22 protein-coding genes and 1 tRNA gene are annotated in these 26,614 nt (G+C 71.6%); 7 read left to right on the top strand and 16 right to left on the bottom strand.

What is annotated here, in order from left to right; translation table 11 throughout:
* Positions 1-56 precede the first annotated feature (56 nt).
* Positions 57-1,916 (top strand): SigE family RNA polymerase sigma factor, encoded by a 1,860-nt coding sequence (locus tag J2S59_RS09875; RefSeq protein WP_068118339.1) that lies wholly within the window; start codon positions 57-59, stop codon positions 1,914-1,916.
* On the top strand, positions 1,913-3,148 hold the full coding sequence (locus J2S59_RS09870; RefSeq protein ID WP_306825058.1) for an aminotransferase class V-fold PLP-dependent enzyme: 1,236 nt from the start codon (positions 1,913-1,915) through the stop codon (positions 3,146-3,148). The genes J2S59_RS09875 and J2S59_RS09870 overlap by 4 nt, the downstream gene beginning before the upstream one ends.
* Before the next feature lie 91 nt (positions 3,149-3,239).
* Here J2S59_RS09870 and sucD read toward each other — a convergent pair whose 3' ends face one another.
* On the bottom strand, positions 3,240-4,133 hold the full coding sequence (sucD, locus tag J2S59_RS09865; RefSeq protein ID WP_068123683.1) for a succinate--CoA ligase subunit alpha: 894 nt from the start codon (positions 4,131-4,133) through the stop codon (positions 3,240-3,242).
* Between the two features lie 22 nt (positions 4,134-4,155).
* Positions 4,156-5,322: an ADP-forming succinate--CoA ligase subunit beta gene (sucC, locus tag J2S59_RS09860; RefSeq protein ID WP_068123686.1), complete on the bottom strand. Its 1,167-nt coding sequence runs from the start codon at positions 5,320-5,322 to the stop codon at positions 4,156-4,158.
* 119 nt (positions 5,323-5,441) lie between these two features.
* On the opposite strand from sucC, the gene J2S59_RS09855 reads away from it, so the two are divergent.
* Both J2S59_RS09855 and J2S59_RS09850 read left to right on the top strand, forming a co-directional pair.
* Positions 5,442-6,455 carry an alpha/beta fold hydrolase gene (locus tag J2S59_RS09855; RefSeq protein WP_181642468.1) on the top strand — a complete coding sequence of 338 codons (1,014 nt, stop codon included), beginning with the start codon at positions 5,442-5,444 and terminating at the stop codon, positions 6,453-6,455.
* Positions 6,456-6,619: 164 nt separating this feature from the next.
* A complete protein-coding gene (locus tag J2S59_RS09850) occupies positions 6,620-7,486 on the top strand; it encodes a M23 family metallopeptidase (protein WP_068123691.1) in 867 nt (288 codons plus the stop codon).
* A 121-nt stretch (positions 7,487-7,607) separates the two neighbouring features.
* On the opposite strand, the gene pcrA is transcribed toward J2S59_RS09850, so the two are convergent.
* From pcrA to J2S59_RS09820, 6 genes are all read right to left on the bottom strand, one after another.
* Positions 7,608-10,022: a DNA helicase PcrA gene (gene pcrA, locus J2S59_RS09845; protein WP_068123694.1), complete on the bottom strand. Its 2,415-nt coding sequence runs from the start codon at positions 10,020-10,022 to the stop codon at positions 7,608-7,610.
* Between the two features lie 45 nt (positions 10,023-10,067).
* Complete coding sequence (locus tag J2S59_RS09840) at positions 10,068-10,424, bottom strand: hypothetical protein (RefSeq protein WP_068123698.1); 357 nt, start codon at positions 10,422-10,424, stop codon at positions 10,068-10,070.
* Between the two features lie 98 nt (positions 10,425-10,522).
* Positions 10,523-12,019, bottom strand: coding sequence for a glucose-6-phosphate dehydrogenase (gene zwf, locus J2S59_RS09835; protein WP_068123702.1), 1,497 nt, complete (start codon positions 12,017-12,019; stop codon positions 10,523-10,525).
* A gap of 22 nt (positions 12,020-12,041) precedes the next feature.
* Positions 12,042-13,511, bottom strand: a complete 1,470-nt coding sequence (locus J2S59_RS09830; RefSeq protein ID WP_246360534.1) for an aldehyde dehydrogenase — start codon at positions 13,509-13,511, stop codon at positions 12,042-12,044.
* A gap of 46 nt (positions 13,512-13,557) precedes the next feature.
* Entirely contained in the window at positions 13,558-14,670 is a 1,113-nt protein-coding gene (locus tag J2S59_RS09825; RefSeq protein ID WP_306825057.1) for an Rv3169 family protein, read from the bottom strand.
* Positions 14,670-15,821, bottom strand: coding sequence for a phosphotransferase family protein (locus J2S59_RS09820; protein WP_068121671.1), 1,152 nt, complete (start codon positions 15,819-15,821; stop codon positions 14,670-14,672). The genes J2S59_RS09825 and J2S59_RS09820 overlap by 1 nt, the downstream gene beginning before the upstream one ends.
* Before the next feature lie 147 nt (positions 15,822-15,968).
* Here J2S59_RS09820 and J2S59_RS09815 point away from each other — a divergent pair, with 147 nt between their 5' ends.
* Positions 15,969-17,231 carry a cytochrome P450 gene (locus tag J2S59_RS09815; protein WP_306825056.1) on the top strand — a complete coding sequence of 421 codons (1,263 nt, stop codon included), beginning with the start codon at positions 15,969-15,971 and terminating at the stop codon, positions 17,229-17,231.
* Positions 17,228-17,572 (top strand): nuclear transport factor 2 family protein, encoded by a 345-nt coding sequence (locus J2S59_RS09810; protein WP_068121659.1) that lies wholly within the window; start codon positions 17,228-17,230, stop codon positions 17,570-17,572. Before J2S59_RS09815 ends, J2S59_RS09810 begins: the two co-directional genes overlap by 4 nt.
* Positions 17,573-17,575: 3 nt before the next feature.
* Here the strand turns inward: J2S59_RS09810 and J2S59_RS09805 are convergent, their stop codons facing one another.
* From J2S59_RS09805 to J2S59_RS09770, 8 genes are all read right to left on the bottom strand, one after another.
* On the bottom strand, positions 17,576-19,336 hold the full coding sequence (locus tag J2S59_RS09805) for a glycerol-3-phosphate dehydrogenase/oxidase (RefSeq protein ID WP_068121655.1): 1,761 nt from the start codon (positions 19,334-19,336) through the stop codon (positions 17,576-17,578).
* Positions 19,337-19,374: 38 nt separating this feature from the next.
* Complete coding sequence (locus J2S59_RS09800; RefSeq protein WP_068121654.1) at positions 19,375-20,172, bottom strand: carbon-nitrogen hydrolase family protein; 798 nt, start codon at positions 20,170-20,172, stop codon at positions 19,375-19,377.
* Positions 20,173-20,185: 13 nt separating this feature from the next.
* Positions 20,186-21,292, bottom strand: coding sequence for a GuaB3 family IMP dehydrogenase-related protein (locus J2S59_RS09795; protein WP_068121664.1), 1,107 nt, complete (start codon positions 21,290-21,292; stop codon positions 20,186-20,188).
* Between the two features lie 9 nt (positions 21,293-21,301).
* Positions 21,302-22,084: an inositol monophosphatase family protein gene (locus J2S59_RS09790; protein WP_068121652.1), complete on the bottom strand. Its 783-nt coding sequence runs from the start codon at positions 22,082-22,084 to the stop codon at positions 21,302-21,304.
* Positions 22,081-23,619: an IMP dehydrogenase gene (gene guaB / locus J2S59_RS09785; protein WP_306825457.1), complete on the bottom strand. Its 1,539-nt coding sequence runs from the start codon at positions 23,617-23,619 to the stop codon at positions 22,081-22,083. Before guaB ends, J2S59_RS09790 begins: the two co-directional genes overlap by 4 nt.
* 37 nt (positions 23,620-23,656) lie before the next feature.
* Positions 23,657-24,700 carry a GNAT family N-acetyltransferase gene (locus tag J2S59_RS09780; RefSeq protein WP_181642016.1) on the bottom strand — a complete coding sequence of 348 codons (1,044 nt, stop codon included), beginning with the start codon at positions 24,698-24,700 and terminating at the stop codon, positions 23,657-23,659.
* Positions 24,586-25,818 carry an alpha/beta hydrolase fold domain-containing protein gene (locus J2S59_RS09775; protein ID WP_181642015.1) on the bottom strand — a complete coding sequence of 411 codons (1,233 nt, stop codon included), beginning with the start codon at positions 25,816-25,818 and terminating at the stop codon, positions 24,586-24,588. The genes J2S59_RS09780 and J2S59_RS09775 overlap by 115 nt, the downstream gene beginning before the upstream one ends.
* A 40-nt stretch (positions 25,819-25,858) precedes the next feature.
* Positions 25,859-25,931: transfer RNA gene (locus J2S59_RS09770), tRNA-Thr, on the bottom strand.
* A 135-nt stretch (positions 25,932-26,066) separates the two neighbouring features.
* On the opposite strand from J2S59_RS09770, the gene J2S59_RS09765 reads away from it, so the two are divergent.
* Entirely contained in the window at positions 26,067-26,243 is a 177-nt protein-coding gene (locus tag J2S59_RS09765) for a CsbD family protein (RefSeq protein WP_068121259.1), read from the top strand.
* The last annotated feature ends 371 nt before the right edge of the window (positions 26,244-26,614 follow it).

Raw genomic sequence — 26,614 nt, 5'->3', positions numbered from 1 at the left:
CCCGACCACCCGGCGGCGCCCGGCCAGGCGCGCCGGGCCGGTAGCGTGGATCCGTCATGGCACAGCTGGGCAGGGACGCGGGCGCACGAGCGCGGGCGGTCGCAGAGGAGCAGTCGTTCGACGACTTCTACCTGCGCACGCGCGCCGACCTGTTGACGGTGACCTTCGCGCTGACCGGCGACGTCGCCGCCGCGCGTGCGGGCGTGCGGGAGGCCTACACCGCCGCCTGGCACCACTGGCGCAAGATCGCGCCGCTCGAGGACCCGTTGGACTGGGTCCGACCGCAGGCCTGGCGTCGGGCGCAGCGTCGCCACACCGCGCGGTTGGGCCGCCGCGACAAGGACCTGGACCCCGGCAACCGGCGGATCCTGGCAGCACTCGCGGACCTCGAGCCCGCCCAGCGCAGGGCAGTCCTGCTGCGCCATCACGCGGCGGTCCCGATGTCGCGCTCGGCGCGCGAGCTCGGGCTGCCCCTGGCGAGTGCCGCGGCCCGGCTGCAGGAGGGCGTCGCCTCGCTCACCTCCACGCTCGAGGTCGACGCCGACGCGCTCGACGAGCTCCTCGCGGGGCTGGCGTCGGAGACCGCGGGCGTCGTGCTCCCCCGCCCTCCGCTGATCCGCCGTGCCGGCAGCAAGCGCCGGCGTACGCACACGGTCGTCGCGTCCCTGACCGCCGTCGCGCTCGTCGTGGTCGCCGGCAGCGTGGTCAGCAGCCCGGTCGCGCCGGGTGCCGACCGCACCCCGCCACCACCGCCGCCGGACCTGGCCCGCAGCATGCTCCTCGCCGCGGACGAGCTCACCGATCTCGACGGGGAGGGCACGACCAGCCGCTGGGACGTCCGCTCGACCGGTGACAACACCCGTGGCGACGGGATCAACTACGTCTGTCAGCAGGCCCGGTTCGCCGACCCCGACGGCACGCGGGCACTCGTACGCCGCTTCGTCGAGGCCGGCGTGCCCGACGGACGTCCCGCACCGCGCACCGTGGTCCAGTCCGTCGAGCTGAGCAACACCGAGCCCGAGGCGCGTACGGCGTTCGCCACCACCGTCTCCTGGTTCGCCGGCTGCAAGGTCGCGCGGTTGCAGCTGTTGCGCACCCACCGGGTCCTGCACACCGCGGACGAGGCCTACCTGCTCACGTTCCGGGTGGCCGAGCGCCCGCAGACGACCTACACGGTCGCGGTCGGGCGCAGTGGCCGGCTCACCACGACCGTGGTCGTGTCGGCCCCCGGCGAGCGCAGCGTCCCCCCGCGTCGCACCGCCCAGCTACTGGCGTCCGCGGTCGCCGACCTCTGCGTCTCCCCCGTCTCCGGGACCTGCGCCCCCGTCGGCGCGGTTGAGCGGATCCCGCCGCTCGAGGCGGGTGAGGAGCCGGGCCTGATCGCCGTCGTCGACCTGCCGCCGGTGGGTCGCATCGAGCGCCCGTGGGTCGGCTCGTCTCCGGCACCGGCGAACCCCAATCCGGCGGTCACCACCTGCGACGACACCAACTTCGGGCGCAGCGGCGCCGACCGGGGTCGCAGCCGCACATTCGTCATCCCGGAGGCCGACCTGCCGCCGGAGTTCGGCGTCGCCACGTCGTACGGCGTCTTCGCGAACCCGCGTCGCGCGGCCGCCGTGCTCGAGCGCTCGACCGCGCGCCTGGACGGGTGCGCCGACCGGGACCTCGCGAGCACCGTCCGGCGGGTGGCCCAGGAGTCGACGGGACGCGGGCGCACGGCGATCGACCTGCGGGTGTGGGACGTCACGACCGAGATCTCGGAGGATGCCCAGGTGCAGTTCCGCACGGCCCTGGTGCGTGCCGGGTCCCGGGTCGCCCAGCTGACCTTCATCCCGACCGAGGGAGCAGGGATGGACGCCGACGCCTTCATCGCCCTCGCCGAGCGCGCGACCGAGCGACTGGCGGAGCTGGGATGACCGCGCCGGGCTGGCGCCGCGACCTGTTCGCGCTCCCGGACCTCGTCTACCTCGACGGCAACTCCCTCGGTGCGCTGCCCCGCACGGTCGCCGACCGGGTCGCGGCAGTGGTCGAGGACGAGTGGGGACGGGGCCTGATCGGCTCCTGGAACCACGTGCCCGGCAGCAGCAGCGGCTGGATCGACCTCGTCGACAGGTGCGCCCGCCTGCTCGCGCCGCTGCTCGGGGTCGACGCCGCCGACGTCCACGTGGGCGAGTCGACGAGCCAGTCGTTGTTCGCGACCACCGTGGCCGGCGCCCGGATGCGCCCGGACCGACGGGTCCTGGTCGTCGACCGCAGCACCTTCCCCACCGACGCGTACGTCGTCTCCTCGGTCGCGCGCCTGCTCGACCTCGAGGTGCGGTGGTGTGAGGGTCCCGGCGACGACGGCGGTGTGGCGGCACTCGAGGCGGTCCTCGACGACGACGTCGCGCTCGTGTCGCTCACCCACGTCGACTTCCGCACGGGCGCGATGTTCGACCTGCCGGCCGTCGCCGCGGCCATCCACCAGCACGGGGCGCTGGCCCAGTGGGACCTGTGCCACTCCACGGGCGCGATGCCGGTCGACCTCGCCGCCGCGGGCGCCGACCTGGCGGTCGGGTGCACCTACAAGTACCTCAACGCCGGTCCCGGGAGTCCGGCGTACGCCTGGGTCGCGCCGCACCTGCAGGCCGACCTTGACCCGCCGGTCGCGGGGTGGATGGGGCACGCCTCCCCGTTCGCCATGCGGCTCGACCACGAGCCGCGCACCGGTGTCGGCCGGCTGCGCGTGGGGACACCACCCGTCCTCGCCCTCAGCGCGCTCGAGGCGGCGCTCGGCGTCTTCTCCGGCGTCACGACGGCCGAGCTGCGGGCGGCGTCGCTCCAGCTGACCGGCCGCTTCCTCGCGCACGTCGACACGCTGGCCGCGCGGTTCCCCGACGAGCAGGTCGCGCTCGTCACCCCGCGCGCGCACCACCGGCGCGGCAGCCAGGTGTCGTTCCGCCACCCCCACGCCTACGGCCTCGTGCAGGCCCTCATCGCCCGCGGGGTCGTCGGCGACTTCCGCGACCCCGACATCGCCCGGTTCGGCTTCGCGCCGCTCTACACCACCCTCGACGACGTCGACCGTGCCGCTGCGGCGCTCGCCGAGGTGCTGGAATCCCGCGCGTACGCCGATCCCGCCTACGCCGAGCGCAACGCGGTCACCTGAACCGAACTGCTGAATGAACGGGCCCGGAGCCAGCCACGCTGAGCGTGGGCAGGCTCCGGGCCCGTGCGGTTGTTCAGTACTTCGGCGAGCCTCAGAGGCTCTGCATGATCTCCCGCATCAGCTGAGCGGTCTCGGACGGCGTCTTGCCGACCTTCACGCCCACGGCCTCGAGGGCTTCCTTCTTCGCCTGCGCGGTGCCCGAGGAGCCCGAGACGATGGCGCCGGCGTGGCCCATGGTCTTGCCCTCCGGAGCGGTGAAGCCGGCGACGTAGCCGACCACCGGCTTGGTGATGTGCTCCTTGATGTAGTCGGCGGCACGCTCCTCGGCGTCACCACCGATCTCACCGATCATCACGATGGCCTTGGTCTCCGGGTCGTCCTCGAAGGCCTGCAGGGCGTCGATGTGGGTGGTGCCGATGACCGGGTCGCCGCCGATGCCGATAGCGGTGGAGAACCCGTAGTCCTTGAGCTCGAACATCATCTGGTAGGTCAGCGTGCCCGACTTCGACACCAGGCCGATGGGGCCCTTGCCCGCGATGGTGTGCGGGGTGATGCCGGCCAGCGACTCCTCGGGCGTGATGATGCCCGGGCAGTTGGGACCGATCATCCGGGTGCCGGCGTGGTTGGCCTCGCTCTGCAGGTAGGACCACACCTCGGCGCTGTCCTGCACCGGCACGCCCTCGGTGATGACCACCATGAGGCCGATGCCGGCGTCGATGGCCTCGATGCAGGCGGCCTTGGTGAACGCCGGCGGGACGAACAGCACCGACACGTCGGCACCGGTCTTCTCCATCGCCTCCTTGACGTCACCGAAGACCGGCAGCTCCTGACCGGCCAGCTCGACCGTGGTGCCGGCCTTGCGGGCGTTGACGCCACCGACGATGTTGGACCCCGCCTCGAGCATGAGGGTGGTGTGCTTGGAGCCCATCCCCCCGGTCATGCCCTGGACGATGATCTTGGAGTCCTTGTTCAGGTAGATCGACATTCGTGTCTTCTCGCTCTCTGGCTCAGCCGTTGGCCAGCTCGGCGGCCTTGTCGGCCGCGCCGTCCATGGTGTCGACCTGCGTGACGAGCGGGTGGTTCAGCTCGTCCAGGATCGCGCGGCCCTTCTCGACGTTGTTGCCGTCGAGCCGGACGACCAGCGGCTTGGTGGCGCCGTCGCCGAGGATCTCCAGCGCGCCCTTGATGCCGTTGGCGACCTCGTCGCACGCGGTGATGCCACCGAACACGTTGACGAAGACGCTCTTGACCTGGGGGTCGTTGAGGATGACGTCGAGGCCGTTGGCCATCACCTCGGCGTTGGCACCACCCCCGATGTCGAGGAAGTTCGCCGGCTTCACGCCGCCGTGCGCCTCACCGGCGTACGCCACCACGTCGAGGGTGGACATGACCAGGCCCGCACCGTTGCCGATGATGCCGACCTCGCCGTCGAGCTTGACGTAGTTCAGCCCCAGGTCCTTGGCCTTCGCCTCGAGGGGGTCGGCCTCCTCGCGGATCTCGAACTCCGCGTGGTGCGGGTGCCGCACCTCGGAGGCGTTCTCGTCCAGCGACACCTTGCCGTCGAGGGCCTCGAGCTTGTCGCCGGCCAGCCGCGCGAGCGGGTTGACCTCGACGAGCGTCGCGTCCTCCTCGACGAAGACCTTGTAGAGGCTCTGGATCATCTCCACGGCCTGCTCGAAGACCGCCTCGGGGAACTTCGCGTCCGTGGCGATCTCGCGGGCCTTCGCCTCGTCGACGCCGGTGCCCGGGTCGATCGGGATCTGGCGTACGGCGTCGGGGTTGGTCTTGGCGACCTCCTCGATCTCGACGCCACCCTCGACGCTGGCGATGCACAGGTAGCGGCGGTTGGCGCGGTCGAGCAGGAAGGAGAAGTAGTACTCCTCCTCCGGCGGCGTCGCCGGCGTGACCAGGACGCGGTTGACCCGCAGGTCCTTGATCTCCATCCCGAGGATGTTGGAGGCGTGCTCGTAGGCCTCCTCAGCGGTCTTGGCGATCTTCACACCCCCGGCCTTGCCGCGGCCGCCGGCCTTGACCTGCGCCTTGATGACGGTCACGCCACCCAGCTCCTCGGCGGCGGCCTTGGCCTCGTCAGCCGTCTGGACGACGACGCCGAGGGTGGTCGCGACGCCATGCTTGGCGAAGAGCTCCTTCGCCTGGTACTCCATCAGATCCACGGTTCACCCGTTCTCGTCGATGTCCGCCGGGCAAAGGGTTGGCCCGGGCGCGGCACGGGGCAGATTCGCCTGCTGACACTAATGGGTGGGGGTGGTCACCACCACGTAGGGTCCATCACATGACCGGTGGCTCGGCGCCCGACTCCGGCGCACCCCTCTCGACGTCCCCTCCCAGCCCCCCGATGGTCTCGCCGACGGTGCCCCACCGTCGGCGTGGCGTCGCCTCCTCCCCGGCCGCCCCAGGCACGGGCGAGGCCGTGAGCCTCGCGGTGCGTGAGTACGGCGCCCGCAGCGAGGACGCCTCGGCCCACGTGTTGCTGCTGCACGGCTACCCCGAGCGTCAGGACGTCTGGGTGCCCGTGGTGGCGCACCTGCTGGAGCGGGACCCGGACCTGCACGTGATCACCTACGACTACCGCGGCGCGGGTGAGTCGACCCGGCCGACCTCCACCGCGGCGTACGTCGTGGACCTGCTGGTCGACGACCTGGTCGCCGTCCTGGACGCCACGTGCGGCGACACCGCGGTGCACCTCGTGGGCCATGACTGGGGGTCGGTGCAACTGTGGGAGGCGATCGCAGCCGAGGCGACGGGCGACCCGCGTCTAGCGGGCCGCATCGCGTCGTACACCTCCGTCAGCGGTCCTCCGCTCGACCACCTCGCCGACCTCGCGCGGGGGCGGGTCGGCAGCTGGCGCACGCGGGTCAGTCAGCTCGTGCACTCGTGGTACGTCTACGCGTTCCTCGTCCCCGGCCTGGCCGAGGCCGCGCTCAGCCCGCGCGCCGTGGCGCTCGGCTCGGCGCACGCCCATCGTCTCGACCCGACGCTCACCGACCTGACGCGCGCCGAGCACCTCAGCAGTGATGCTCGGCACGCTGTGCGCCTCTACCGCGCCAACGTCGTCGGCGGGATGCGGCGGCCCAAGGCGTGGGTGAGCGGCGTGCCCACGCAGGTGGTCGTGCTCGAGCGTGACGGGTTCGTGACCCCCGGATCGCTCGCTGACCTGGAACGACGCTGCCCGGACCTCGTCCGCCAGCACCTCGACGTCGGCCACTTCCTCATCCCCACCCACGGGGATCGGCTGGCCGAGCTCGTGCTCGACCACGTGCACGACGCGGGCGCACGCTCGGCGTGAGTTCGGCACCAGTTGTGGAGACCGGCTCGCACGAGCGGAGCTGGTTCGTTATGGTGAGTGACCGCGTGACCCTGTCTGTCCCTGAGTCGTTGTGTGCCCAGAGACGCTGGCGAGCGCTCGCGACCGACTGACCGAGATCACCCGCCGACGATCAAGGACGTGCATTGGGCAACCACCGCGCCGGGAAGCGTGAGCGCTCCCGCGGATCGCGCCCGAGCCCTGTCGTACCCACCACGACCCTCGGCTACACCGGCGGCGGCAAGCGGCGTGCGACCAAGCCCGTCCACGCCGGCAGCCGCAAGGGTCTCGTCCCCGGGCTCGCCTCCGTCCCGACGGCCGTGGGCGCCGCTGCGCTCCTGCTCGCTGCTGGCGGTGCGGTGACCCTGAGCCAGAACGGCTCGGCCCCCGTCGACTTCTCCCAAGCGAGCGTCCGCGCCGCGTCCAGTGACATCTCCGCCGCCCTGGCGAACCGCCAGCAGGCCGTCAGCCGCGACTCGCGCCGTCAGGCGCTCGCCGACGCCGCTGACGCCGAGCTGCAGGATGCCGCGGACGCCCAGCTCGTCGAGCGCGACGCCCGCGTCCAGAAGCTCGCCCTCAGCGCGCAGTCCTGGGCCGACGAGCTCGCCAAGAACCTCTGGGCCTCTCCCCTCCCGCCGGGCACCTACCGGCTCACCGCACGCTTCGGCCAGTTCGGCCTGTGGGCCTCCTCCCACACCGGCCTCGACTTCGCCGCGCCCCACGGCACCCCGATCCTGGCGATCGCCGCCGGCGTGGTCACCGAGACCGGCATGGACGGCGCCTACGGCAACAAGACCGTGGTGACGCTCGAGGACGGCACGGAGATCTGGTACGCCCACCAGTCGTCGTACGGCGTCTCCGTCGGCGACACGGTCGTCCCCGGCCAACAGATCGGGACCGTCGGCAACACCGGTCGCTCCACGGGTCCCCACCTGCACCTCGAGGTGCGCCCGGGCGCCGGCGACCCGGTCGACCCCTACAGCGCCCTGCTGGTCCACGGCGTCACCCCCTGACCTGCCGTTTTCCCCAGGGACAATTCGCCACATCTGTGGTGACCTTGGCGCTTCCGACAGGTTTCGTCCGGCGTGTCGCGCAAAGTTGCCACATATGTGGCGACTTTGACGGGCGCCGGGCTCAGAGCTTCTCGACGGGGGCGTAGCGCAGCAGCAGGCGCTTGACGCCCTCGGACCCGAAGTCGACCGAGGCGACGGCCTGCTCGCCGATGCCCTCGACGACCACGACCGTGCCGAGGCCGAAGGTGTCGTGCTGCACGCGGTCGCCGGACTCCAGCGAGGGGACCTCGCGGGTCTTTGTCGCTCGCGCGGCAGCGTCGGCCTTCGCGGCGGCGGCCCCGAACCGGCGTACGGCGGCCGCCCCGCGCGGCTGGAGCTTGGGCAGCACCGGTCGCGACCACTGCGTCTGTTGGGCCTCGGTGCGCTCCCAGTCGACGAGGTCGACGGGCAGCTCGTCGAGGAACCGTGAGGCGGGGTTGTGCATCGGCGCGCCCCACGCCGAGCGGACGACGGCCCGCGAGACGTAGAGCCGCTCGCGCGCACGGGTGATGCCGACATAGGCCAGGCGCCGCTCCTCCTCGAGCTCGGGACGGTCGCCGAGGGAGCGCTGGTGCGGGAAGATCCCGTCCTCCAGACCGGTGAGGAAGACGACCGGGAACTCCAGCCCCTTGGCCGTGTGGAGCGTCATCAGCGTGACCACGCCCGAGTCGTCGCCGTCGGCGGGCTGGTCGGGGATCTGGTCGGCGTCGGCCACGAGCGCCACGCGCTCGAGGAAGTCGCGCAGCTCCGGCGCCGGCGCGACCCCGGCCTCCACGTCGGCCGGATCGGCGGAGGGCCCGAGCACCGGGTCGTCGGCGAACTCGCGGGCGACCGCGACGAGCTCGGCGAGGTTCTCCACGCGGGTCTCGTCCTGGGGGTCGTCGGAGCTCTCCAGCTCGGCGAGGTAGCCCGAGGTGGCCAGGACGTGCTCGAGGACGACGTCGACGCGCTCCCCCGCCGCCACGAGCTGCTGGGCGTCGTTGACCATCGTCACGAACGCCTTGATCGCGTTGACCGAGCGGCTGGCGATGCCCGGCGCCTCCTCGGCACGCTGCAGCGCCTCCCAGAACGTGATCCGGTCGCGCTGGGCGAGGGCGTCGACGCAGGCTTCGGCGCGGTCACCGATGCCGCGCTTGGGGACGTTGAGGATGCGCCGCAGGCTGACCAGGTCTGCGGGGTTGTCGAGCATCCGCAGGTAGGCCAGGGCGTCCTTGATCTCGCGCCGCTCGTAGAAACGCACCCCGCCGACGACCTTGTAGGGCAGCCCGACCCGGATGAACACCTCCTCGAAGACCCGGCTCTGGGCGTTGGTGCGGTAGAAGACGGCCACGTCGCCGGCGCGGGCCTTCCCGGCGTCGCTCAGCTTGTCGATCTGGTCGGCGACGAAGCGGGCCTCGTCGTGCTCGTCGTCGGCGACGTAGCCGACGATCCGGTCGCCGTCGCCGGCATCGGACCACAGCCGCTTCGGCGTCCGCCCCTGGTTGTTGTCGATGACCGCGTTGGCGGCGGTGAGGATCGTCTGGGTGGAGCGGTAGTTCTGCTCCAGCAGGATCGTGGTCGCGTCGGGGAAGTCGGCCTCGAAGTCGAGGATGTTGCGGATGGTCGCGCCGCGGAAGGCGTAGATCGACTGGTCGGCGTCACCCACGACCATCAGCTCGGCCGGCTCAGCGCCCTCGTGGTCGATCTCCGGGTCGGGAGCGCACAGCGCCTGGACGAGGGCGTACTGCGCGTGGTTGGTGTCTTGGTACTCGTCGACCAGGACGTGGCGGAAGCGCCGGCGCCAGTGGTCCCGGGTGTCGGGGAACGCCTGGAGCAGGTGGACCGTGGTCATGATCAGGTCGTCGAAGTCCAGCGCGTTGGCCTGGCGCAGTCGCTGTTGGTAGAGGACGTAGGCCGCGGCGTACGCCTCGTCCTGGCCGTTCCTGGCCTCCTTGGTCGCGTCCTCGGGGTCCTTGAGCTCGTTCTTGGCGTTGGAGACCCAGTTGAGCACCGCACGGGGCGGGTAGCGCTTGACGTCCATCTCGAGGTCGCGCAGCACCAGCGTCATGAGCCGCTTGGAGTCGGCCGCGTCATAGATCGAGAAGCTGGACTTGAAGCCCAGCTTGGCCGCCTCCTTGCGCAGGATGCGCACGCAGGCGGAGTGGAAGGTCGAGACCCACATGACCCGAGCCCGGTTGCCGACCAGCTCCTCGACGCGCTCGCGCATCTCGGCGGCGGCCTTGTTGGTGAAGGTGATCGCAAGGATCGAGCCGGGGTGCGCCCCGCGCTGGGAGATCAGCCAGGCGATCCGCCGGGTGAGCACCCGGGTCTTGCCCGAGCCGGCGCCTGCCACGACCAGCAGCGGGTGTCCCTCGTGGACGACAGCTGCGCGCTGAGGCTCGTTGAGCCCCTCCAGCAGCTCCTCGCGGGAACGGCCCCGCGGGGTCGCCGCGTCGGCTGCGTCGGCTGCGTCGGCGTGGGGACGGGGGGCGGCGGGGATCGGGAACAACGCGGTCATCGTGGTCCCAGCCTAGGTTGCGACACCGACCCCTGGTGCCCGGCGTCAGAAGGTGTGGGCGCTGCTCCAGAAGACCGCGACACCGATGTTGAGCAGCGCGAGCGCCGCGATGCCCAGGAAGAGGCCCTTGGGCAGCGACGGCTTGCGGAGGTTGGCCATCACCAGGACCAGGACGACCAGGCTCACGGCGAACTTCACGCCGATCTTCATGTGGTCCACGTCGGCGTCCCCGCCCTCCAGCACCCCCACGAGCAGCAGGCCGCTGACGAAGGCGGTGCCGGCACCGTCACGCATGAGCGCGTTGACGGCGTACGGGCCCTTCAGCTGGACCAGGAGCCCGCCGACGAGCGCGGCGAAACCGAGGATGTGGACGACCAGCAGGATCTGACGCAGGATCTCCATGGTGCCGACCCTATCTGACGCAATGTCACGACGTGCTGGTGTCCTTGCGGAGCTCGAGGCAGGGCGCGGGACCTACCCCACCCGAGGGTTCAACCCTGTCAACCGGGCCGGTCGGCGTTCCCCTCGCGCCACCCGCGCTCGAACGGCAGCCGCCAGGCGTGGGGCGTGATGAGCTGGTGGATCGCGTTCGGTCCCCAGGACCCGGGCGGGTAGGGCCGCACCGGCGGCGGGGAGGCGAGCAGCGGCCGGGACTTCTCCCACAGCTGCTCGACGCCCTCGGCGGTGGTGAAGAGCGTGTGGTCGCCACGCATCGCGTCGTGGATGAGCCGCTCGTAGGCCTCCAGCACACCGCCCGCGTAGTGGGTGTCGTGCAGCGCGAACTGCATCGACAGCTTGTCGAGCTTCATCCCGGGTCCGGGCCGCTTGCCGTAGAACGACAGCGACAGCCGCGAGGAGTCGGCCAGGTCGAAGGTGAGGTGGTCGGGACCGTGCGTGCCGACGCCCGAGCCGGCCGGGAACATCGTCCGCGGCGGCTCCTTGAAGGCGATCGAGATGATCCGTGCCCCCTCGGCGAGCTTCTTGCCGGTGCGGAGGTAGAACGGAACCCCCGCCCAGCGCCAGTTGTCGATCTCGGCGCGCAGGGCGATGAAGGTCTCGGTGTCGGAGTCGGCAGGTACGCCGTCCTTGTCGCGGTAGCCGACGTACTGACCCCGGACCACGTGCTGCGGCTCGATGGGACGCAGCGAGCGGAAGACCTTGTTCTTCTCCTCCCCGATCGGGCCGGGCTCCAGCGACGTGGGCGGCTCCATCGCGGTGAATGCCAGCACCTGGAACAGGTGCGTGACCACCATGTCCTTGTAGGCACCGGTCGCCTCGTAGAACGCCGTACGCCCCTCGAGGCCGAGCGTCTCGGGCACATCGATCTGCACGTGGTCGATGTGGTTGCGGTTCCAGATCGGCTCGAACAGGCCGTTGGCGAACCGGAAGGCGAGGATGTTCTGCGCCGCCTCCTTGCCGAGGAAGTGGTCGATGCGGAAGATCTGGTCCTCGGTGAAGACCTCGTGCAGCTCGTCGTTGAGCGCCTTCGCGCTGGCCAGGTCGGTGCCGAACGGCTTCTCCATGACGATCCGGGCGCGCTCCACCAGGCCGGCGTCGTCGAGCATGTGCACCACCTGCAGCGCGGCCTTGGGCGGGACGCTCAGGTAGTGCAGCCGTCGCACCTCGGCCAGCTCGCCGGGATGCTCGCGCTCGACCTCCTCGGCGACCAGCTTCTCGGCCGCGATCACCGCGTCCCGCAGCGCCGCCGGTCCGGCCGCCTGGGGCACGTACTCCAACCGACCGGCGAAGTCACGCCACTGCTCGTCGTCGACCTTGCGGTTGCTGCCCTCCTGGCACGCCACCCGCGCCAGCTCGACGAACGCGGGCGTGTCGAGGTCGTCGAGCGAGGTGCCGATGATGCGGCTGTGCCGGACCAGCCCCGCCTGGAACAGGTGGAGCAGGCCCGGCAGCAGCTTGCGCTGGGAGAGGTCGCCGGTCGCGCCGACGAGGACGATGACGTGAGGCAGCTCCTGGTCGTGCGAGAAGGGGTCGCTCATGGGTCAAGACGGTACGGGACCCTCACATCTCCGGCACGCTCGTGTAGACCGACTTCAGCTCGGTGTACTGCGCCAGGCCCTCCGGACCGAACTCGCGGCCGATGCCGGATGCCTTGTAGCCACCGAACGGAGCCGCGAAGTCCATCGTGTAGGTGTTGACGCCGTACGTGCCCGCCCGCACCTGCCGCGCCACGTCGAGACCCGCCTCGGCATCGGCGGTCCAGACGGTGCCGGCGAGGCCGTACTCGGAGTCGTTGGCGATCTTCACGGCGTCCTCGACGCTGTCGTAGGCGATCAGCGACAGCACGGGGCCGAAGATCTCCTCCTGCGCGATCCGCATGGAGTTGTCGACGCCGGCGAAGAGCGTGGGCCGGACGTACCATCCGCGGTCGAGCCCGTCGGGCATCCCCTGCCCGCCGGCGACCAGGGTCGCGCCCTCGTCCTGTCCGATGCCGATGTAGCCGTTGACCCGCTCCTGCTGGCGCTTGGCGACCATCGGGCCGATCTCCGAGGCGGGGTCGAGCGGGTCGCCCACCGTCAGGCCACGCAGCATCTCGGTCAGCGCGTCGGCGACCTCGTCGTGGCGCTGCCGGCTGACCAGGATGCGGGTCTGCGCCACGCAGGCCTGCCCGGAGTTCATCAGTCCCATGAACTTGATGCCCTCCGACACCGCGGCGAGGTCGGCGTCGTCGAGGACGATCGCGGCCGACTTGCCGCCCAGCTCGAGGCTGACGCGCTTGAGCTGCTCGCCGCACACGGCGGCGATCTTGCGGCCGGCGGCGGTCGAGCCGGTGAAGGCCACCTTGTCGATGCCGGGGTGGGCGACCAGGTGCGCGCCGACCTCGCGGTCGCCGGCGACGAAGCTGACCACGCCCTCCGGTACGCCGGCCTCGGCGAGCAGCTCCGCCATGAGGTAGCCGTCCAGCGGGGTCTCGGGCGCGGGCTTCACGACGACGGTGCATCCGGCCAGCAGGGCCGGGACCACCTTCGACATCGTGGTGAACTGCGGGACGTTCCACGGCGGGATCGCGGCCACGACCCCGACCGGCTCACGGCGTACGACGACCTCCCCCAGTGCCCCGGCGCGCCGCTCCTCCCAGCCGAACTCGCGGGCGATGTTGACGAAGGTCTCGGCCATCATCCACGGTGCCGGCGCCTGCGCGAGTGAGGAGAACGAGATCGGCGAGCCCATCTCGGTGCTGATGACCTGCGCCATCTCCTCCATGCGCGTGGCGTAGAGGCCGGAGAAGCGGGCGACGACCTCGATCCGCTCCTCGGGTGTCATCCGCGGCCACGGGCCGTGGTCGAAGGCCCGGCGCGCCGCCTCGACCGCACGGTCGATGTCGGCGGGCGAGCCGGCCGGGACCCGCGCGACGACCTCCTCCGTTGCCGGTGAGACGACCTCGATCACCTCGCTCGTCGCGGGGTCGACCCACTGACCTCCGATGAAGAGCTGGGTGCGGTCCAGGGAGCTGTCGATGGTCGCGGTCACAGGTGCCTCTCAGTCGTGTTGTCGATCGAGCTTGTCGAGATCCAGGTCAGGGAGCGGTCGCGAACCAGTCGGTGAAGCCACTGGGGTCGTGGCGTCCGATGCAGAAGTGCTCGAACAGGCCGAAGCCCTCGTGGGTGCGGCCGTTCTCGGTCAGCACGGTGCGACCGACGTGGTCGATGCAGCCGAACATCATCCGGCCCTGCACGGCCTCGTCGGCGAGGTCGTAGTGGACGCGCTCGACGAACTTCTCGCCCTTCCACATGCCGTGCAGCCAGTCGGGGTCGCCGCCGTAGCCGCCACCGACGTGCAGGGGCGCGGCGAGCAGCGAGGAGACCTCGAGCTCGAGCGGCGTGCCGTCCAGGGTGGTGCAGGTGATGGTCGCCCCGCTCGGGAGCCGGGTGCCGCTGCGGTAGTGGACCTGGACGCGGGGCCAGCCGAGCTGCTCGGCACGGCCGTCGGGGAAGACCCGGTGGCAGTCGTTGAGCGTGCGGTAGCCGTCGGGCGACTCCTGCATGATCAGCACGACCGCGAACTCCTCGAACCGCATGGGGACGTAGAGCCACCACATGCCGTCGAACGGCGGGTCCGCCGGCGCGCCGGCGGGCTCGGACTCCCCCACCGGCCGGATGCCCCAGGACCGGTCGCGGGTGCCGACCCAGCGGTCGGGGGTGACGTCGATGCGCTCCCCGTCGACGTCGAGCTGCCCGCTCCACGTGCCGACCTGCGCGAACCGCTGGGCGTCCAGCGTCACGCGCGATCCGGAGCGCAGGACGTGCGGCAGCTCCTGCAGCACCGGGAAGGAACCCTCCCAGGTGAGCTCGGCTGCGATCCCCTCGGTCTCCTCGAGGGTGATCCGGATGCGCTGCAGCGGCTCCTCGACGTGGATCCGGTAGTTGCCGACCTGCTGGTTCATCCGGTCGTTGTCGCACAGGTCCGACAGGTGCACCGCCGTGTGGGTGCCGTTGCGCGCGATCAGCAGGTAGGCGTCCTTGGTGCCGAGGTTGGGGTAGTAGCCCAACCCGGTGATGAGGAACAGGTCGCCGGTGCGGTCGTGGGCGTTGAAGTAGCAGCGGTCGTAGAAGTTGCGATCGCTGCTGGCCGGCCAGGCGACCGGCAGCGGCGCCTGGTGGATCGGGAACTCGTCGAGCGGACTGACCATCACCGGTCTCCTACCTCGTCCAGGATGCGCTCGAGCAGCGCCTTGTGGTGGAACAGGCCCTCGGGGTCCTCGGGTCGCTCGATCTCCCCGAAGTGGACCTGGCGCGCACCGGTGCGCAGGAAGACGCAGCACCACTGGATCGCGTGCAGCACCGTGAACCACTCGAGGTCACCCAGCTCGATGCCCGTGCGGGCGAGGTAGGTGGCGCGTACGTCCTCCTCGCGCAGCACGTGCGGCATGCCGGGCAGGCCGAGCGCGCCGGTGATCCCCTCGAAGACGCGGTGGGCGAAGATCATCCACGACGGGTCGAGCTCGCGCGGTCCGAGCGCGGCCATCTCCCAGTCGAGGACGGCCACGGGCTCGAAGTCGCGGTAGAGCACGTTGCCGATCCGGGCGTCGCCCCAGCACAGCACGGCCTCCTCGGGCCGCGCGAGTGCCGGCGTGTGGGAGGCCAGCCAGTCCAGACCGCGCTCCACCAACGGCGAGCGACCCATGTCCGCCGCACCGAACTCGTACCACCGGCGTACGCGGGCCAGATGCTGCTCGTGCGAGCCCGGACGACCGGCGAGACCCTCGGCGAGGTAGCCGAACGTCGTCGTCGCGTCGGGGATGGCGTGGATGCGCGCGACCACGTCGATCGTGGCGTCCTGGAGCCGACGCTGCTGCTCGAGGGTGGCGTCGGCGAACCAGTTGTCGCCGAAGTTGTAGGGCAGCACGTCCGGCGGGACGATCCCGTCGATGTGCTCCATGAGGAAGAACGGCGCGCCCAGGACGCTGCCGGTCATCTCGGAGTACGGCACCGCCGGCACTGGCACGTCGGTGAGCTCACCGACCATCCGGATGACATCGCGCTGGTGGTGCAGGGCGTACACCGGGAAGACGGGTACGTCGCCCTCGGCCGGCGCCGCGCGGGTGACGAACCGTCCGCCGTGGCGCGTGCCCCCGCCGGCCCCGGGCAGGTCCCAGTGGGCGTCGAGGACGAGCGTGTCGGAGGAGAGTCCGTTGGAGTCGATGCCCCCGACGACCGCCACCTCGACGTGGTCCACCCCGACCTCGCCGGCCAGCCACGTGCCGATCAACGCGCCGGTCTCCTCCGGCGGCCGACTGCTGCGCTGCATCTGCATGTCCGGTGGCGGGGGCGCTTGCGTCATAAAGGCACCTTCATGGCCAGGCGCGGGTGAGGTGACCCGCGTCACGTCCGCCGAACGTAGGTGGAACGCGTTCTAGTTGTCAACGAGTTCGCCAAGAACCGCAACGAGCCTCGACACCGGTCGCAGCCGGTGGAAGGGTCCGACGACATGACAGGCCTGGCCGACATCGACCTGACCGACCTCGCTACCTTCGCGGACGGGTTCCCGCACGCGCTGTTCGCGCTGCACCGGCGCGAGGCACCCGTGCACTGGCAGGACCCGACGGAGTACACCCCCGACGGCGAGGGGTTCTGGTCGGTCGCGACGTACGCCGAGACGCTGGCGGTGCTGCGCGACCCGCAGACGTTCTCGTCCGAGCGCGGCGGCGAGCGCACCGGTGGCGGCACCCTGCTGCAGGACCTGGAGATGGCCGGCCGCGTGCTGAACATGATGGACGACCCGCGGCACAACCGGATCCGCCGGCTCGTGAGCGCCGGGCTGACGCCGCGCACCATCACCCGGGTCGAGGAGGACCTGCGCGAGCGCACCCGGAGGCTGCTCGACGGCGCGGCTCCCGGCGAGCCGTTCGACTTCCTCACCGACGTGGCCGCCGAGCTGCCGATGCAGATGATCTGCCTGCTGCTGGGCATCCCCGAGAGCGAGCGCCATTGGCTCTTCGAGGTCGTGGAGCCGTTGTTCGACTTCAAGGGGTCGCGCCGGTCGTTCGACCCGCCGACCGAGGAGCAGCTGGAGTCGCGGCGCCGGATGCACGCCTACGGCACCCAGGTGATCGCGGAGAAACGTGCGCGGCCCACCGACGACATGCTGTCGGCGATCGTGCACGCGACGCTGCCCGACATGGACCCGCCGCAGATGAGCGACGAGGAGCTCTATCTGTTCTTCTCCCTGCTGTTCAGCGCCGGCGCCGAGACCACCCGCAACGCCATCGCCGGCGGGCTCGTCGCGCTGATCGAGCATCCCGACCAGCTCGCTGCGTTGCGCGCGGACCCGCCGCTCGTGGGTGGCGCGGTCGAGGAGATCCTGCGCTGGACGACGCCGTCGCCGTCCAAGCGGCGTACGGCGACGGTCGACTGCGAGCTCGGCGGGCGCTCCATCGCCGCCGGCGACAAGGTGCTCGTATGGGAGGCGTCCGCCAACCGCGACCCGCTGCAGTTCCCCGACGCGGACACCTTCGACGTGACCCGCTCTCCCAACGCCCACCTGGGGTTCGGCCAGGGCATCCACTTCTGCCTGGGGGCCAGCCTCGCGCGGCTGGAGATCCGCACGGTGCTGGAGGAGCTGCTTCCCCGCTTCGACGCGATCAGCCTCGCTGCGCCGGTGGAGTGGACGCAGAGCAACCGGCACACCGGCATCCGCCGGCTCCAGGTCGTCCTCGACCGCCGGCCCGTCGGCGCCGGGAGCCCGGCATGAGCGAGAGCCCCGCCCGCCGCGCCGCGCAGCGCTACCTCGACACGATCAACGCCGGCGACCTCGAAGGCCTGCTGGCGTTGTTCGCCGACGACGCCGTCGTGCTCCACCCGCTGGGGACGTTCGAGGGCGCGGACCGGCTGCGCGAGTTCTACGGCACCTTCATCATCCCCGCGAAGCCGGAGATGACCGGCAGCGGCTGGGTCGCCGACGGCCGGATCTGCGCCTTCGAGCTCGAGGCGCTCACCGCGGGACGGCGTACCTTCGCCCTCGACCACCTCACCGTCGACGACACCGGCGCCATCATCCGCATGGCGATCGCCTACCGCACCCAGCCCGGCTGAGGTTCAGGAGTCCGGGCCTACGTCGACCACGCGCCGCGGTCCGACCAGCGCCTCGTCGGCCTCCTGGTCGGTGAGCTTCTCCTGGCTGAGCCGCTCCGCCTCGACCCGGCGCAGGTAGTGGTCGACCTCCTCGGCGACGCGGGCCGCGTCCCAGCCCAGCTCGTCGGCCATCAGCCGGGCCACGGGCTCGGCCGCGTGCACGCCCCGGTCGAAGGTCTCCATGGAGATCAGCGTCCGCCGGACCAGGACGTCGTCGAGGTGCTGGGCACCCTCGTGGGTGACGGCGTAGACAACTTCCGCGGTCAGGTAGTCGTCGGCGCCGTCGATGGGCTCGGCCAGCTCGGGACGCGCCCGGACCAGCTCGACGAGGTCGTCGATCAGCGTGCCGTAGCGTCCGAGCAGGTGGTCGACGCGACTCACGTGGATCCCGAGCCGGTGCGCCAGCGCCACGCGCTGGTTGCGGCGAGCCGCGAACCCGGCAGCCCCCAGCAGCGGCACCTCGTCGGTGATGGACGGACGCACCTCGACGTTGCCGGTCGCCCGCAGCGAGTGGGCTGCGGCGTCGATCGCGTCGCGCGCCATGACGCGGTACGTCGTGAGCTTGCCGCCGGCGATCATCACCAGGCCCGGCACGGGCGTCACCACCGTGTGCTCGCGGGAGATGCGCGATGTCGGCTCCGACTCGCCGCGCAGCAGCGGCCGGAGCCCGGCGTACACCCCCTCGACGTCCTCGTGGCCGAGCGGCTCACGCAGGATCGCGTTGACGCTGTCCAGGACGTAGTCGATGTCGGCTCTGGACGCGGCCGGGTGCGCCAGGTCGAAGTCCCACGGCGTGTCCGTCGTGCCGATGATCCAGTGCCGCCCCCACGGGATGACGAACAGCACCGAGGTGGCGGTCTTGGTGATGAAGCCGGCCTCGGAGCGGATCCGGTCGCGCGGCACGACGAGGTGGATGCCCTTGCTGGCCTGCACATGCAGTGCGCCGCGACCACCCACGAGCTCCTGGATCTCGTCGGTCCAGACCCCGGCGGCGTTGACGACGACCCGGGCGCGCACCTCGAGCTCGCGGCCCGACTCCAGGTCGCGCGCACGGACGCCGACGACCCGCTCGCCCTCGCGCAGGAACCCGATGACGCGGGTGCGGGTGGCGACATGGGCCCCGTGGTGGGCGGCGGTGCGCGCGATCGTCAGCACGAGCCGGCCGTCGTCGACCTGCGCGTCGTGGTAGCGGATGGCCCCGGACAGCTCGTCGGTGCGCAGGTCGGGGGCGATCCGGGCGACCTGGCGACGCCCGAGGTGCCGATGGGTGGGCACCCCGCGGGGGTACGCCCCGGCCGCGGCCATGGTGTCGTAGAGCGCCAGGCCCGCTCCGACGTACGGACGCTGCCAGGGGTGGTGCAGGGGATAGAGGAACGGCACCGGGCGCACGAGGTGCGGCGCCAGCCGGGTCAGCAGCAGGCCGCGCTCCTCGAGCGCCTCGCGCACGAGGCCGAAGTCGAACATCTCCAGGTAGCGCAGGCCGCCGTGCACCAGCTTCGAGCTGCGGCTGCTCGTGCCGGAGGCGAGGTCGCGCTGCTCGATGAGGCCGACGGACAGCCCGCGGGTCACGGCGTCCAGCGCCGTGCCTGCGCCGACGACCCCGCCCCCGACGACGAGCACGTCGAGCTCGGCCCCGTGCAGGTCGGTGGCCTCCATCGCCTCGAGCGCCGCTCTGCGCGTCTGCGGGCTCAACCGCGCCGACGCCTCACCGGTGCTGATCCCCATGCCGTCAGTCTGGCAGGCCGGTCTCAGGCGGCCCGGCCTCAGGCGCGACGTCGTACGCCGAGGTCGGGACGGACGTCGGCGAGCATGGTGTGCCGGGCCCGGGTGGCGGCGACCAGGGCCGGGTCGATCGTGGCGATCGCGAGCCCCTCCTCCGTGCCGAGCCGGGCCAGCGGTCTGCCTTCGGGATCGTAGACCGGCGAGCCTCCGCAGAACTCCGCGTCCCCGCACCGTCCGGTGAGGCCGGCGAACACGACGTACATCCCGTTCTCGACGGCCCGCGCCGCGTAGTAGAGGTCGCGCCGGTGCTCTCCCCCGGCGAAGTACGCCGCCGCGGCGAGATAGCCCACGGCACCGTCGGCCGCGGCCGCGCGCGCGTGCTCGGGGAAGCAGCCGTCGTAGCAGATGCTCAAGCCGAGCTCGAGGCCGTCGACGGTGAGCGAGGTGCCGTGGTCACCGACCCCGAAGTGCTGCTTCTCGTCCGCGTCGAGGTGCTGCTTGTCGTAGGGCAGGTCGACCTGGCCGTCGGGTTGCACGCGCACCAGGGCCAACCTCGCCCCCTGCGTACGGCGGACCGCGGTCCCGGCCAGCACGGTGACCCCGGTCGCGGCGGCCGCCTGCCGCAGCGGATCGAGCAGCGGGCCGGCGTGGTCGTCCTCGCTCGGGAGGTCGCCGGTGAAGACGCTCGTCGCGTAGCCGGTCAGGAACGCCTCGGGCAGCACCAGCAGGCGCACCCCGGCGTCACCGGCCTGTCGGGTGAGCCGAGCGGCGGTGCCGACGTTGGCATCCAGGTCACCGGCGACGGCCTCGGCCTGCCCCGCGGCGACGACCAGCGTCATGCCCGCCGGTCGCTCACTGGACGACGACCTCGACCCGCTGGAACTCCTTGAGCTCCGTGTAGCCGGTCGTGGCCATCGCGCGGCGCAGGGCACCGACGAGGTTCATGGTGCCGTCGGCCACCCGCGAGGGACCGAAGAGGATCTGCTCGAGCGTGCCGACGGTGCCGATCTCGACCCGCTGGCCACGCGGCAGCTCGGAGTGCCAGGCCTCCGAGCCCCAGTGGAAGCCCTGGCCCGGCGCGTCGGTGGCCCGCGCGAGCGGCGAGCCGATCATCACGGCGTCGGCGCCGCAGGCGATGGCCTTCGTCAGGTCGCCGGAGCGCCCGATGGAGCCGTCCGCGATGACGTGGACGTAGCGCCCCTGCGACTCGTCGAGGTAGTCGCGCCGGGCGGCCGCGACGTCGGCGACGGCGGACGCCATCGGCACCGCGAGGCCGAGCACCGACCGGGTCGTGTGGGCGGCACCGCCACCGAAGCCGACGAGCACGCCCGCGGCACCGGTGCGCATGAGGTGCAACGCGGCCTGGTAGGTCGCGCAACCGCCGACGATCACGGGCACGTCGAGCTCGTAGATGAACTCCTTGAGGTTCAGCGGCTCGGCCTGGCCGGAGACGTGCTCGGCGGAGACGGTCGTGCCGCGGATGACGAACATGTCGACGCCCGCGTCGACGACGACCTTGGCGAACTCCTTGGTCCGCTGCGGCGAGAGCGAGCCCGCCACGGTGATCCCGGCCTCCCGCATCTGCTTGAGGCGCGCGGTGATCAGCTCGGGCTTGATCGGCTCGGCATAGATCTGCTGCATCCGGCCCGTCGCCTCGGCGGCGTCGAGCCTGCGCACTTCGGCGAGCAGGTCGGTGGGGTCGTCGTACCGCGTCCACAAGCCCTCGAGGTCGAGCACGCCGAGCCCGCCGTGCTGACCGAGCGCGACCGCGGTCTCGGGCGACATCACCGAGTCCATCGGCGCCGCCAGGATCGGCAGCTCGAAGCGATAGGCGTCGATCTGCCAGGCGACGCTCACCTCCTCGGGGTCGCGGGTGCGACGGCTCGGGACGATGGCGATGTCGTCGAAGGAGTACGCGCGGCGTCCGCGCTTGGCACGGCCGATCTCGATCTCGGTCACCACCCCAGGCTAGTGGGCCTCGGCAGCGGCCAGCGCCCGGACCAGCGAGTCGACCGCGCTCCGTGGCCCGGCCAGCCCCCACTGGTGCCCCTCGACGTCGACCAGCTCGGCGACCCCACCTGCCCCGAGGACCAGCGCCGCGCCCGGCAGCCAGTCCCACGGCGGCGTGCGGGCCTGCAGGAAGCAGCCCAGTGCGCCGGTGGCGACGCCCATCATGTCCATCGACCCGCTGCCGAGCATCCGCATCGTCGCGGGCAGGCACGCCGCCCGCAGGAACGGCTCGCGCAGGCTGTCGTCGGAGACACGCAACGGATGGAGGTACGTCGCGACGCTGATCTGGTCGATGGCGCGGTCGGTCAGCTGCGGCACCGGCTCGCCGTCGGCCGTCGTCGGCAGCTGCGGCCCGCCCACGACCACGCGCCCGCTCGCGGCGTGCGCCACCGCGCCGAGCAGCAGCTCGTCACCGTCGACCAGCGCCACCGCCGAGCACCAGTAGTCGGATCCCTGGGTGAAGTTGTAGGTGCCGTCGACCGGGTCGATCACCCAGCGCCGCCCCGACGTCCCCGCCGAGGCGGCACCCTCCTCGCCCAGCACGCCGTCGTCGGGCCGCTCCTCCTGGAGCCGCTCGACGATCAGCCGCTCGGCGGCGTGGTCGGCCTCGGTGACCACGTCGGAGACCGAGGTCTTGCGCTCCACGTCGAGGTCGCCCTCGGAGCGGATGCGCGCGGCCAGCTCCACGGCGTCGCGCACGAGCGCGACGGCGAGGTCGACGTCGGCGGAGTCGGGGGTCACCGGGTGATGTAGTTCGGCGCCTCGACGGTCATCTGGATGTCGTGCGGGTGGCTCTCCTTCAGGGAGGCCGCCGTGATCCGGATGAACTGACCCTTCTCCTGCAGCTCGGCGATGTTGCGGGCACCGACGTAGAACATCGACTGCGTCAGGCCACCGATCAGCTGATGGGCGACGGCGGCGAGCGGCCCGCGGTAGGCGACCTGACCCTCGATGCCCTCGGGCACGATCTGGTCGTCGCTGGTGATCTCGGCCTGGAAGTAGCGGTCCTTGGAGTAGGACTTCTTGCCCCGGCTGCTCATCGCCGCCAGCGAGCCCATGCCGCGGTAGGCCTTGTATTGCTTGCCGTTGACGAACACCAGCTCGCCGGGCGACTCCTCGCACCCAGCCAGCAGCGAGCCGACCATGACCGTCTCCGCGCCGGCGACAATCGCCTTGGCGATGTCACCCGACTGCTGCAGACCACCGTCGGCGATGACGGGCACGCCCGCCTCGCAGGCTGCCGTCCACGCCTCGTAGACGGCGGTGATCTGGGGGACGCCGGCGCCGGTGACGACGCGCGTGGTGCAGATCGAGCCCGGACCGAAGCCGACCTTGACGGCGTCGGCGCCGGCCTCGACGAACGCCTGCGCTCCCTGGCGGGTGGCGACGTTGCCGCCGATGACCTGGACGTGGCGGGTGGCGGGATCGGTCTTGAGCCGGCGCACCATGTCGAGCAGCAAGCGCACGTGCCCGTGGGCGGTGTCGGCGACGAGCACGTCGACGCCGGCCTCGACCAGCGTGGTCGCGCGCTCCCAGGCGTCGCCGAAGTAGCCCACCGCGGCACCCACGAGCAGGCGCCCGTCGGCGTCGTACGACGCGTTCGGGAACTGCTCCGACTTCACGAAGTCCTTCACGGTGATGAGACCGGCCAGGCGACCGTCGTCGTCGACGAGCGGGAGCCGCTCGCGCTTGTGCTGGCGCAGCAGCGCGGTCGCGTCCTCGCGGCTGATCCCGACGGGGCCGGTGATCAGCGGCATCGGCGTCATCATCTCGACGACCTTGGTGCTCGCCCACTCCTTGACCGGGGTGAAGCGCAGGTCGCGGTTCGTGATGATGCCGAGCAGGCGGTTGTCGGTGTCGACGACCGGAAGGCCGGAGACGCGGTACTCGCCGCAGATCTGGTCGAGCTCCTCGAGCGTCGCGTCGGGGCCGATGGTGACCGGGTTGGAGATGATCCCGGTCTGGGTCCGCTTGACGAGGTCGACCTGGTAGGCCTGGTCCTCGATCGACAGGTTGCGGTGGAGCACGCCGATGCCGCCTTGGCGCGCCATCGCGATCGCCATCCGCGACTCCGTCACGGTGTCCATGGCGGCGGAGATCAGCGGCGCCTTGAGCGAGATCTCCCGCGTCAGCCGCGAGGTCGTGTCGATCTCGTCGGGGGCGAGGTCGGAGTAGCCCGGCAGGAGCAGGACGTCGTCGTAGGTCAACCCCAGCGCGGCGAACTTGTCGGGCACACCCGGCGGAAGGCCAGGCTCGGGGCTCGAGAGCGCGTTCATGGCGTCCTTCACAACAGGCAGCGTGGTGCCTGGAAGTCTAGCCGCGGACCAAGTCCTGCGACGCCGGCGTCCCGAGACGCTCGACCTCCCCGGCGATGCCCAGCAGGACCGTGACGTCGTCGCCCGCGACCCGCACCCGGACTCGTACGCCGAGCCGTGTGACGAGCGGCACCAGACCGGGGTTGTCCACCTGACCCCGCAGCACGACCTCGCGGTAGCCCTCGGTCCCGAGCTGGGCCAGCGCGGCACGCGTCAGCCGGGTGCCGACACCGCGCCGCTGCCACTCGTCCTCGACCAGGACGGTCAGCTCCGGCGTGGTGCCGCCGCCACGACGGACGACCTGGACGATGCCGACGACCTCCTCGCTCCCGTCGGGCTCGGCCACCACCGCCAGGACCGCGTCGCCACCCGTGAGGTGGCGGGCCAGTCGGTCGGTCAGCCGCAAGAGGGGTACGCCGTAGCGGTGGTAGACGGTGCGCGCGGAGCAGCGCGCGTGCATCCGTTGCAGGGCGGGGTGGTCGGCGAGCGTGGCGGCGCGCAGGACGAGCCGCGCCGCGTCGACCTCACCGGGCACCGGGTCCGGCGTCCGGACCGCCTCCGCCGCGTCGGCGACGGCGGCGAGCGCGGCGGCCCGGGCGTGCTCGGTGGCGGTGAACTCCTCCGCGCGCCGCAGCCGCACCGCGATGCCGCCGGCCTCGACCACCAGCGTGCTGCCGTCGTCGTGGGGGTCGTCCCCCTGGCCCTCGTGGACGGGAGTCGCCTCGAGCAGGTGCGCGAGCACCTCCTCGACGGGCACGAGTCCCTCCTGCACCTGCCGTGCCGCCTGCAGATAGCGCGTCGGCTCGTCGACGAGCGCGCGCTCGGGCGCCGTACGCACGATCACGTCCCGTCCGCCGGCGCGGGTCACCAGCGCAGCCACGTAGTCCGGGGCCCAGCCCGCGGGCGTCGACAGCACGAGCTCGTCGGTCACGCCCTCCAACCCGGGGAAGATCTGCAGCGCCAGGATGTTGGCCCCGTGGTCCCCACAGCTCTGCGCCAGCCGCGCCAGCGCGCCCGGGCGGTCCTCCAGCGTCGTCCGCACCCTCCACAACATCTCGCACCTCCACGTCCGCGTCTCCCGACCCCTCCCACGCCACGCTGCGCCGAGCCGAGCGGGTCCCACTGTGCGCCGCCAGGGTTCCGCGGGTGCTTCGGTCGTGTTTCGGGCGCGCAACGACTTGCCACGAGTGCAGCGAGCTCATTTCGGGTGCGTCGCGCCTCCGGCATCGCGCGGGTCATCCAGACATGGAACATCGCCGGCACCTCGTGCACGTGCAGTGCCAGCCCGTCGCGACGTGCCACGTCGGCGAGCCGGTCGATCGCCGGACGCAGGATGTCGTGGGCACCGGTGAAGACGTCGGTCGGGGGGAGGTCGAGGACCCGACCGTTGACGGGACTGACGAGGGGGTCCGCGGGACCGCGCTCGCCCGCCCACCAGCTCGCAGCGGCACGCAACCCGCTCTCGGCCAGCATCGGGTCGCTCGCCTCGAGGTCGGCGACCTCATCCTCGTCCAGGGTGCCGTCGAGCCACGGCGAGAGCAGCACGAGCCCTACTGGCGCCCGCGGCACGGTCGTGGCGTCCCCGTCCTCTGCGGCGTCGCGCAGGGCGGCGGCCACAACGAGGACCAGCGCTCCCCCGGCGGAGTCGCCCATGAGCAGCAGCGGCACGCGGGGATCCGCACCCGCGACCTCGGCGTACAACCGCACCAGCTGCGGCAGCACGTCGTCGATCGTGGCATCCGGCGCGAGCGGATAGGCGGGTACGACGACCTCGGCCGGCGCCGGCGCACGGGCCGAGGTCAGAGCCCGCACGAGGCGCCAGTAGTCGGCGGTCAGGGGATGCACGTAGCCGCCGCCGTGCAGGTAGACGACCCGCGCGACCGGCGTGCTCCGGCGCGGGGCGACCGTCCAGACCCGCAGGTCGTCCGTCCGGCGCTCCTCGACGCGGCGGACCCAGCGGGTCCAGCGCGTGGGCGGCGCGTCACCTTTCGCCTGCTGCTCGCGGGCCACGCGCAGCGTGTGGTCGGCTCCCTCGAAGGCCAGCTTGTCGCGGCGCGCCCACATCAAGGCGCGGTAGACCCGCGTGTAGAGCGTCGGCGAGCGATCGTCGACGGCCCAGCGCACGGGATCGGGGTACGACGGATCTGCGGAGGATGCCACGTCAGGGGCGTGCCCGCACCAGCAGCCACGCAACCATCGGAGCCGCGTGCCGGACTCGAACCGGCGACCTTCGCTTTACAAGAGCACTGCTCTACCAACTGAGCTAACGCGGCGGGCTCCGACCGTGTGGCGGAGCGCTCACATGCTAGACGCGGCCCGAGTCACGTTTTCCGGTGCCCGGTCCAGGGCACGCTGAGGGTGGCGATCACGCATCGCCGTCCCCATCCCCGACATGCGAGGAGGCAGTGATGGGTCTCGACGACAAGCTGAGCAACAAGGCAGACGAGCTCAAGGGCAAGGGCAAGGAGTCCTACGGCAAGGCCACGGACGATGAGTCCATGGAGGCCGAGGGCAAGGTCGACCAGGCGAAGGGCAACCTGAAGCAGGCCGGCGAGAAGGTCAAGGACGCCTTCAAGAGCGACTGAGCTCGACCCGTTGCACCAACGAACCCCGCGGCATCGCCGCGGGGTTCGTTGCGTCTCGGTTGCGTGTCGGCTCCCTCGTGAAGGGCAACGGACACAAGTGTCCTGACACGCAGCGACCCGCGGGCGTGGTGCTGTCGCACCGTCCGGGGGGACGTGCCCCGGGCGCCCGCGGGTCGGGTGACTGCTGTGGATTCGGCCGGGTTCGGACCCGGCCAGCTACTGCTGGTGTTGCGCGGGGGCCGAACTAGCCGGCAGCCACCTCACGCGTCCTCGAAGAATTCAACTTCGGACCACCTCCTTTCCCGTGTGCCACAAATCTAGGTCGCCCGGGAGGCCGTCACAAGGGATTAAAGGCGCGAGCCGCTCGACCG

The sequence above is a fragment of the Nocardioides massiliensis genome, from assembly GCF_030811215.1.
Taxonomy (GTDB): Bacteria; Actinomycetota; Actinomycetes; order Propionibacteriales; family Nocardioidaceae; genus Nocardioides_A; species Nocardioides_A massiliensis.
Note: the sequence above shows the minus strand (reverse complement) of the source record. Positions and strands in the feature narration are given on the sequence as shown.

Excerpts from the sequence above, each read along its gene's own strand:
- J2S59_RS09765 (WP_068121259.1), top strand. The coding sequence starts at position 26,067 with ATGGGTCTCGACGACAAGCTGAGCAACAAGGCAGACGAGCTCAAGGGC.
- sucD (WP_068123683.1), bottom strand. The coding sequence starts at position 4,133 with ATGTCGATCTACCTGAACAAGGACTCCAAGATCATCGTCCAGGGCATG.
- pcrA (WP_068123694.1), bottom strand. The coding sequence starts at position 10,022 with ATGACCGCGTTGTTCCCGATCCCCGCCGCCCCCCGTCCCCACGCCGAC.
- J2S59_RS09870 (WP_306825058.1), top strand. The coding sequence starts at position 1,913 with ATGACCGCGCCGGGCTGGCGCCGCGACCTGTTCGCGCTCCCGGACCTC.
- J2S59_RS09815 (WP_306825056.1), top strand. The coding sequence starts at position 15,969 with ATGACAGGCCTGGCCGACATCGACCTGACCGACCTCGCTACCTTCGCG.
- J2S59_RS09805 (WP_068121655.1), bottom strand. The coding sequence starts at position 19,336 with ATGGGGATCAGCACCGGTGAGGCGTCGGCGCGGTTGAGCCCGCAGACG.
- J2S59_RS09820 (WP_068121671.1), bottom strand. The coding sequence starts at position 15,821 with ATGACGCAAGCGCCCCCGCCACCGGACATGCAGATGCAGCGCAGCAGT.
- J2S59_RS09800 (WP_068121654.1), bottom strand. The coding sequence starts at position 20,172 with ATGACGCTGGTCGTCGCCGCGGGGCAGGCCGAGGCCGTCGCCGGTGAC.
- J2S59_RS09855 (WP_181642468.1), top strand. The coding sequence starts at position 5,442 with ATGACCGGTGGCTCGGCGCCCGACTCCGGCGCACCCCTCTCGACGTCC.
- J2S59_RS09840 (WP_068123698.1), bottom strand. The coding sequence starts at position 10,424 with ATGGAGATCCTGCGTCAGATCCTGCTGGTCGTCCACATCCTCGGTTTC.
- J2S59_RS09825 (WP_306825057.1), bottom strand. The coding sequence starts at position 14,670 with ATGGTCAGTCCGCTCGACGAGTTCCCGATCCACCAGGCGCCGCTGCCG.
- J2S59_RS09875 (WP_068118339.1), top strand. The coding sequence starts at position 57 with ATGGCACAGCTGGGCAGGGACGCGGGCGCACGAGCGCGGGCGGTCGCA.
- zwf (WP_068123702.1), bottom strand. The coding sequence starts at position 12,019 with ATGAGCGACCCCTTCTCGCACGACCAGGAGCTGCCTCACGTCATCGTC.
- guaB (WP_306825457.1), bottom strand. The coding sequence starts at position 23,619 with ATGAACGCGCTCTCGAGCCCCGAGCCTGGCCTTCCGCCGGGTGTGCCC.
- J2S59_RS09810 (WP_068121659.1), top strand. The coding sequence starts at position 17,228 with ATGAGCGAGAGCCCCGCCCGCCGCGCCGCGCAGCGCTACCTCGACACG.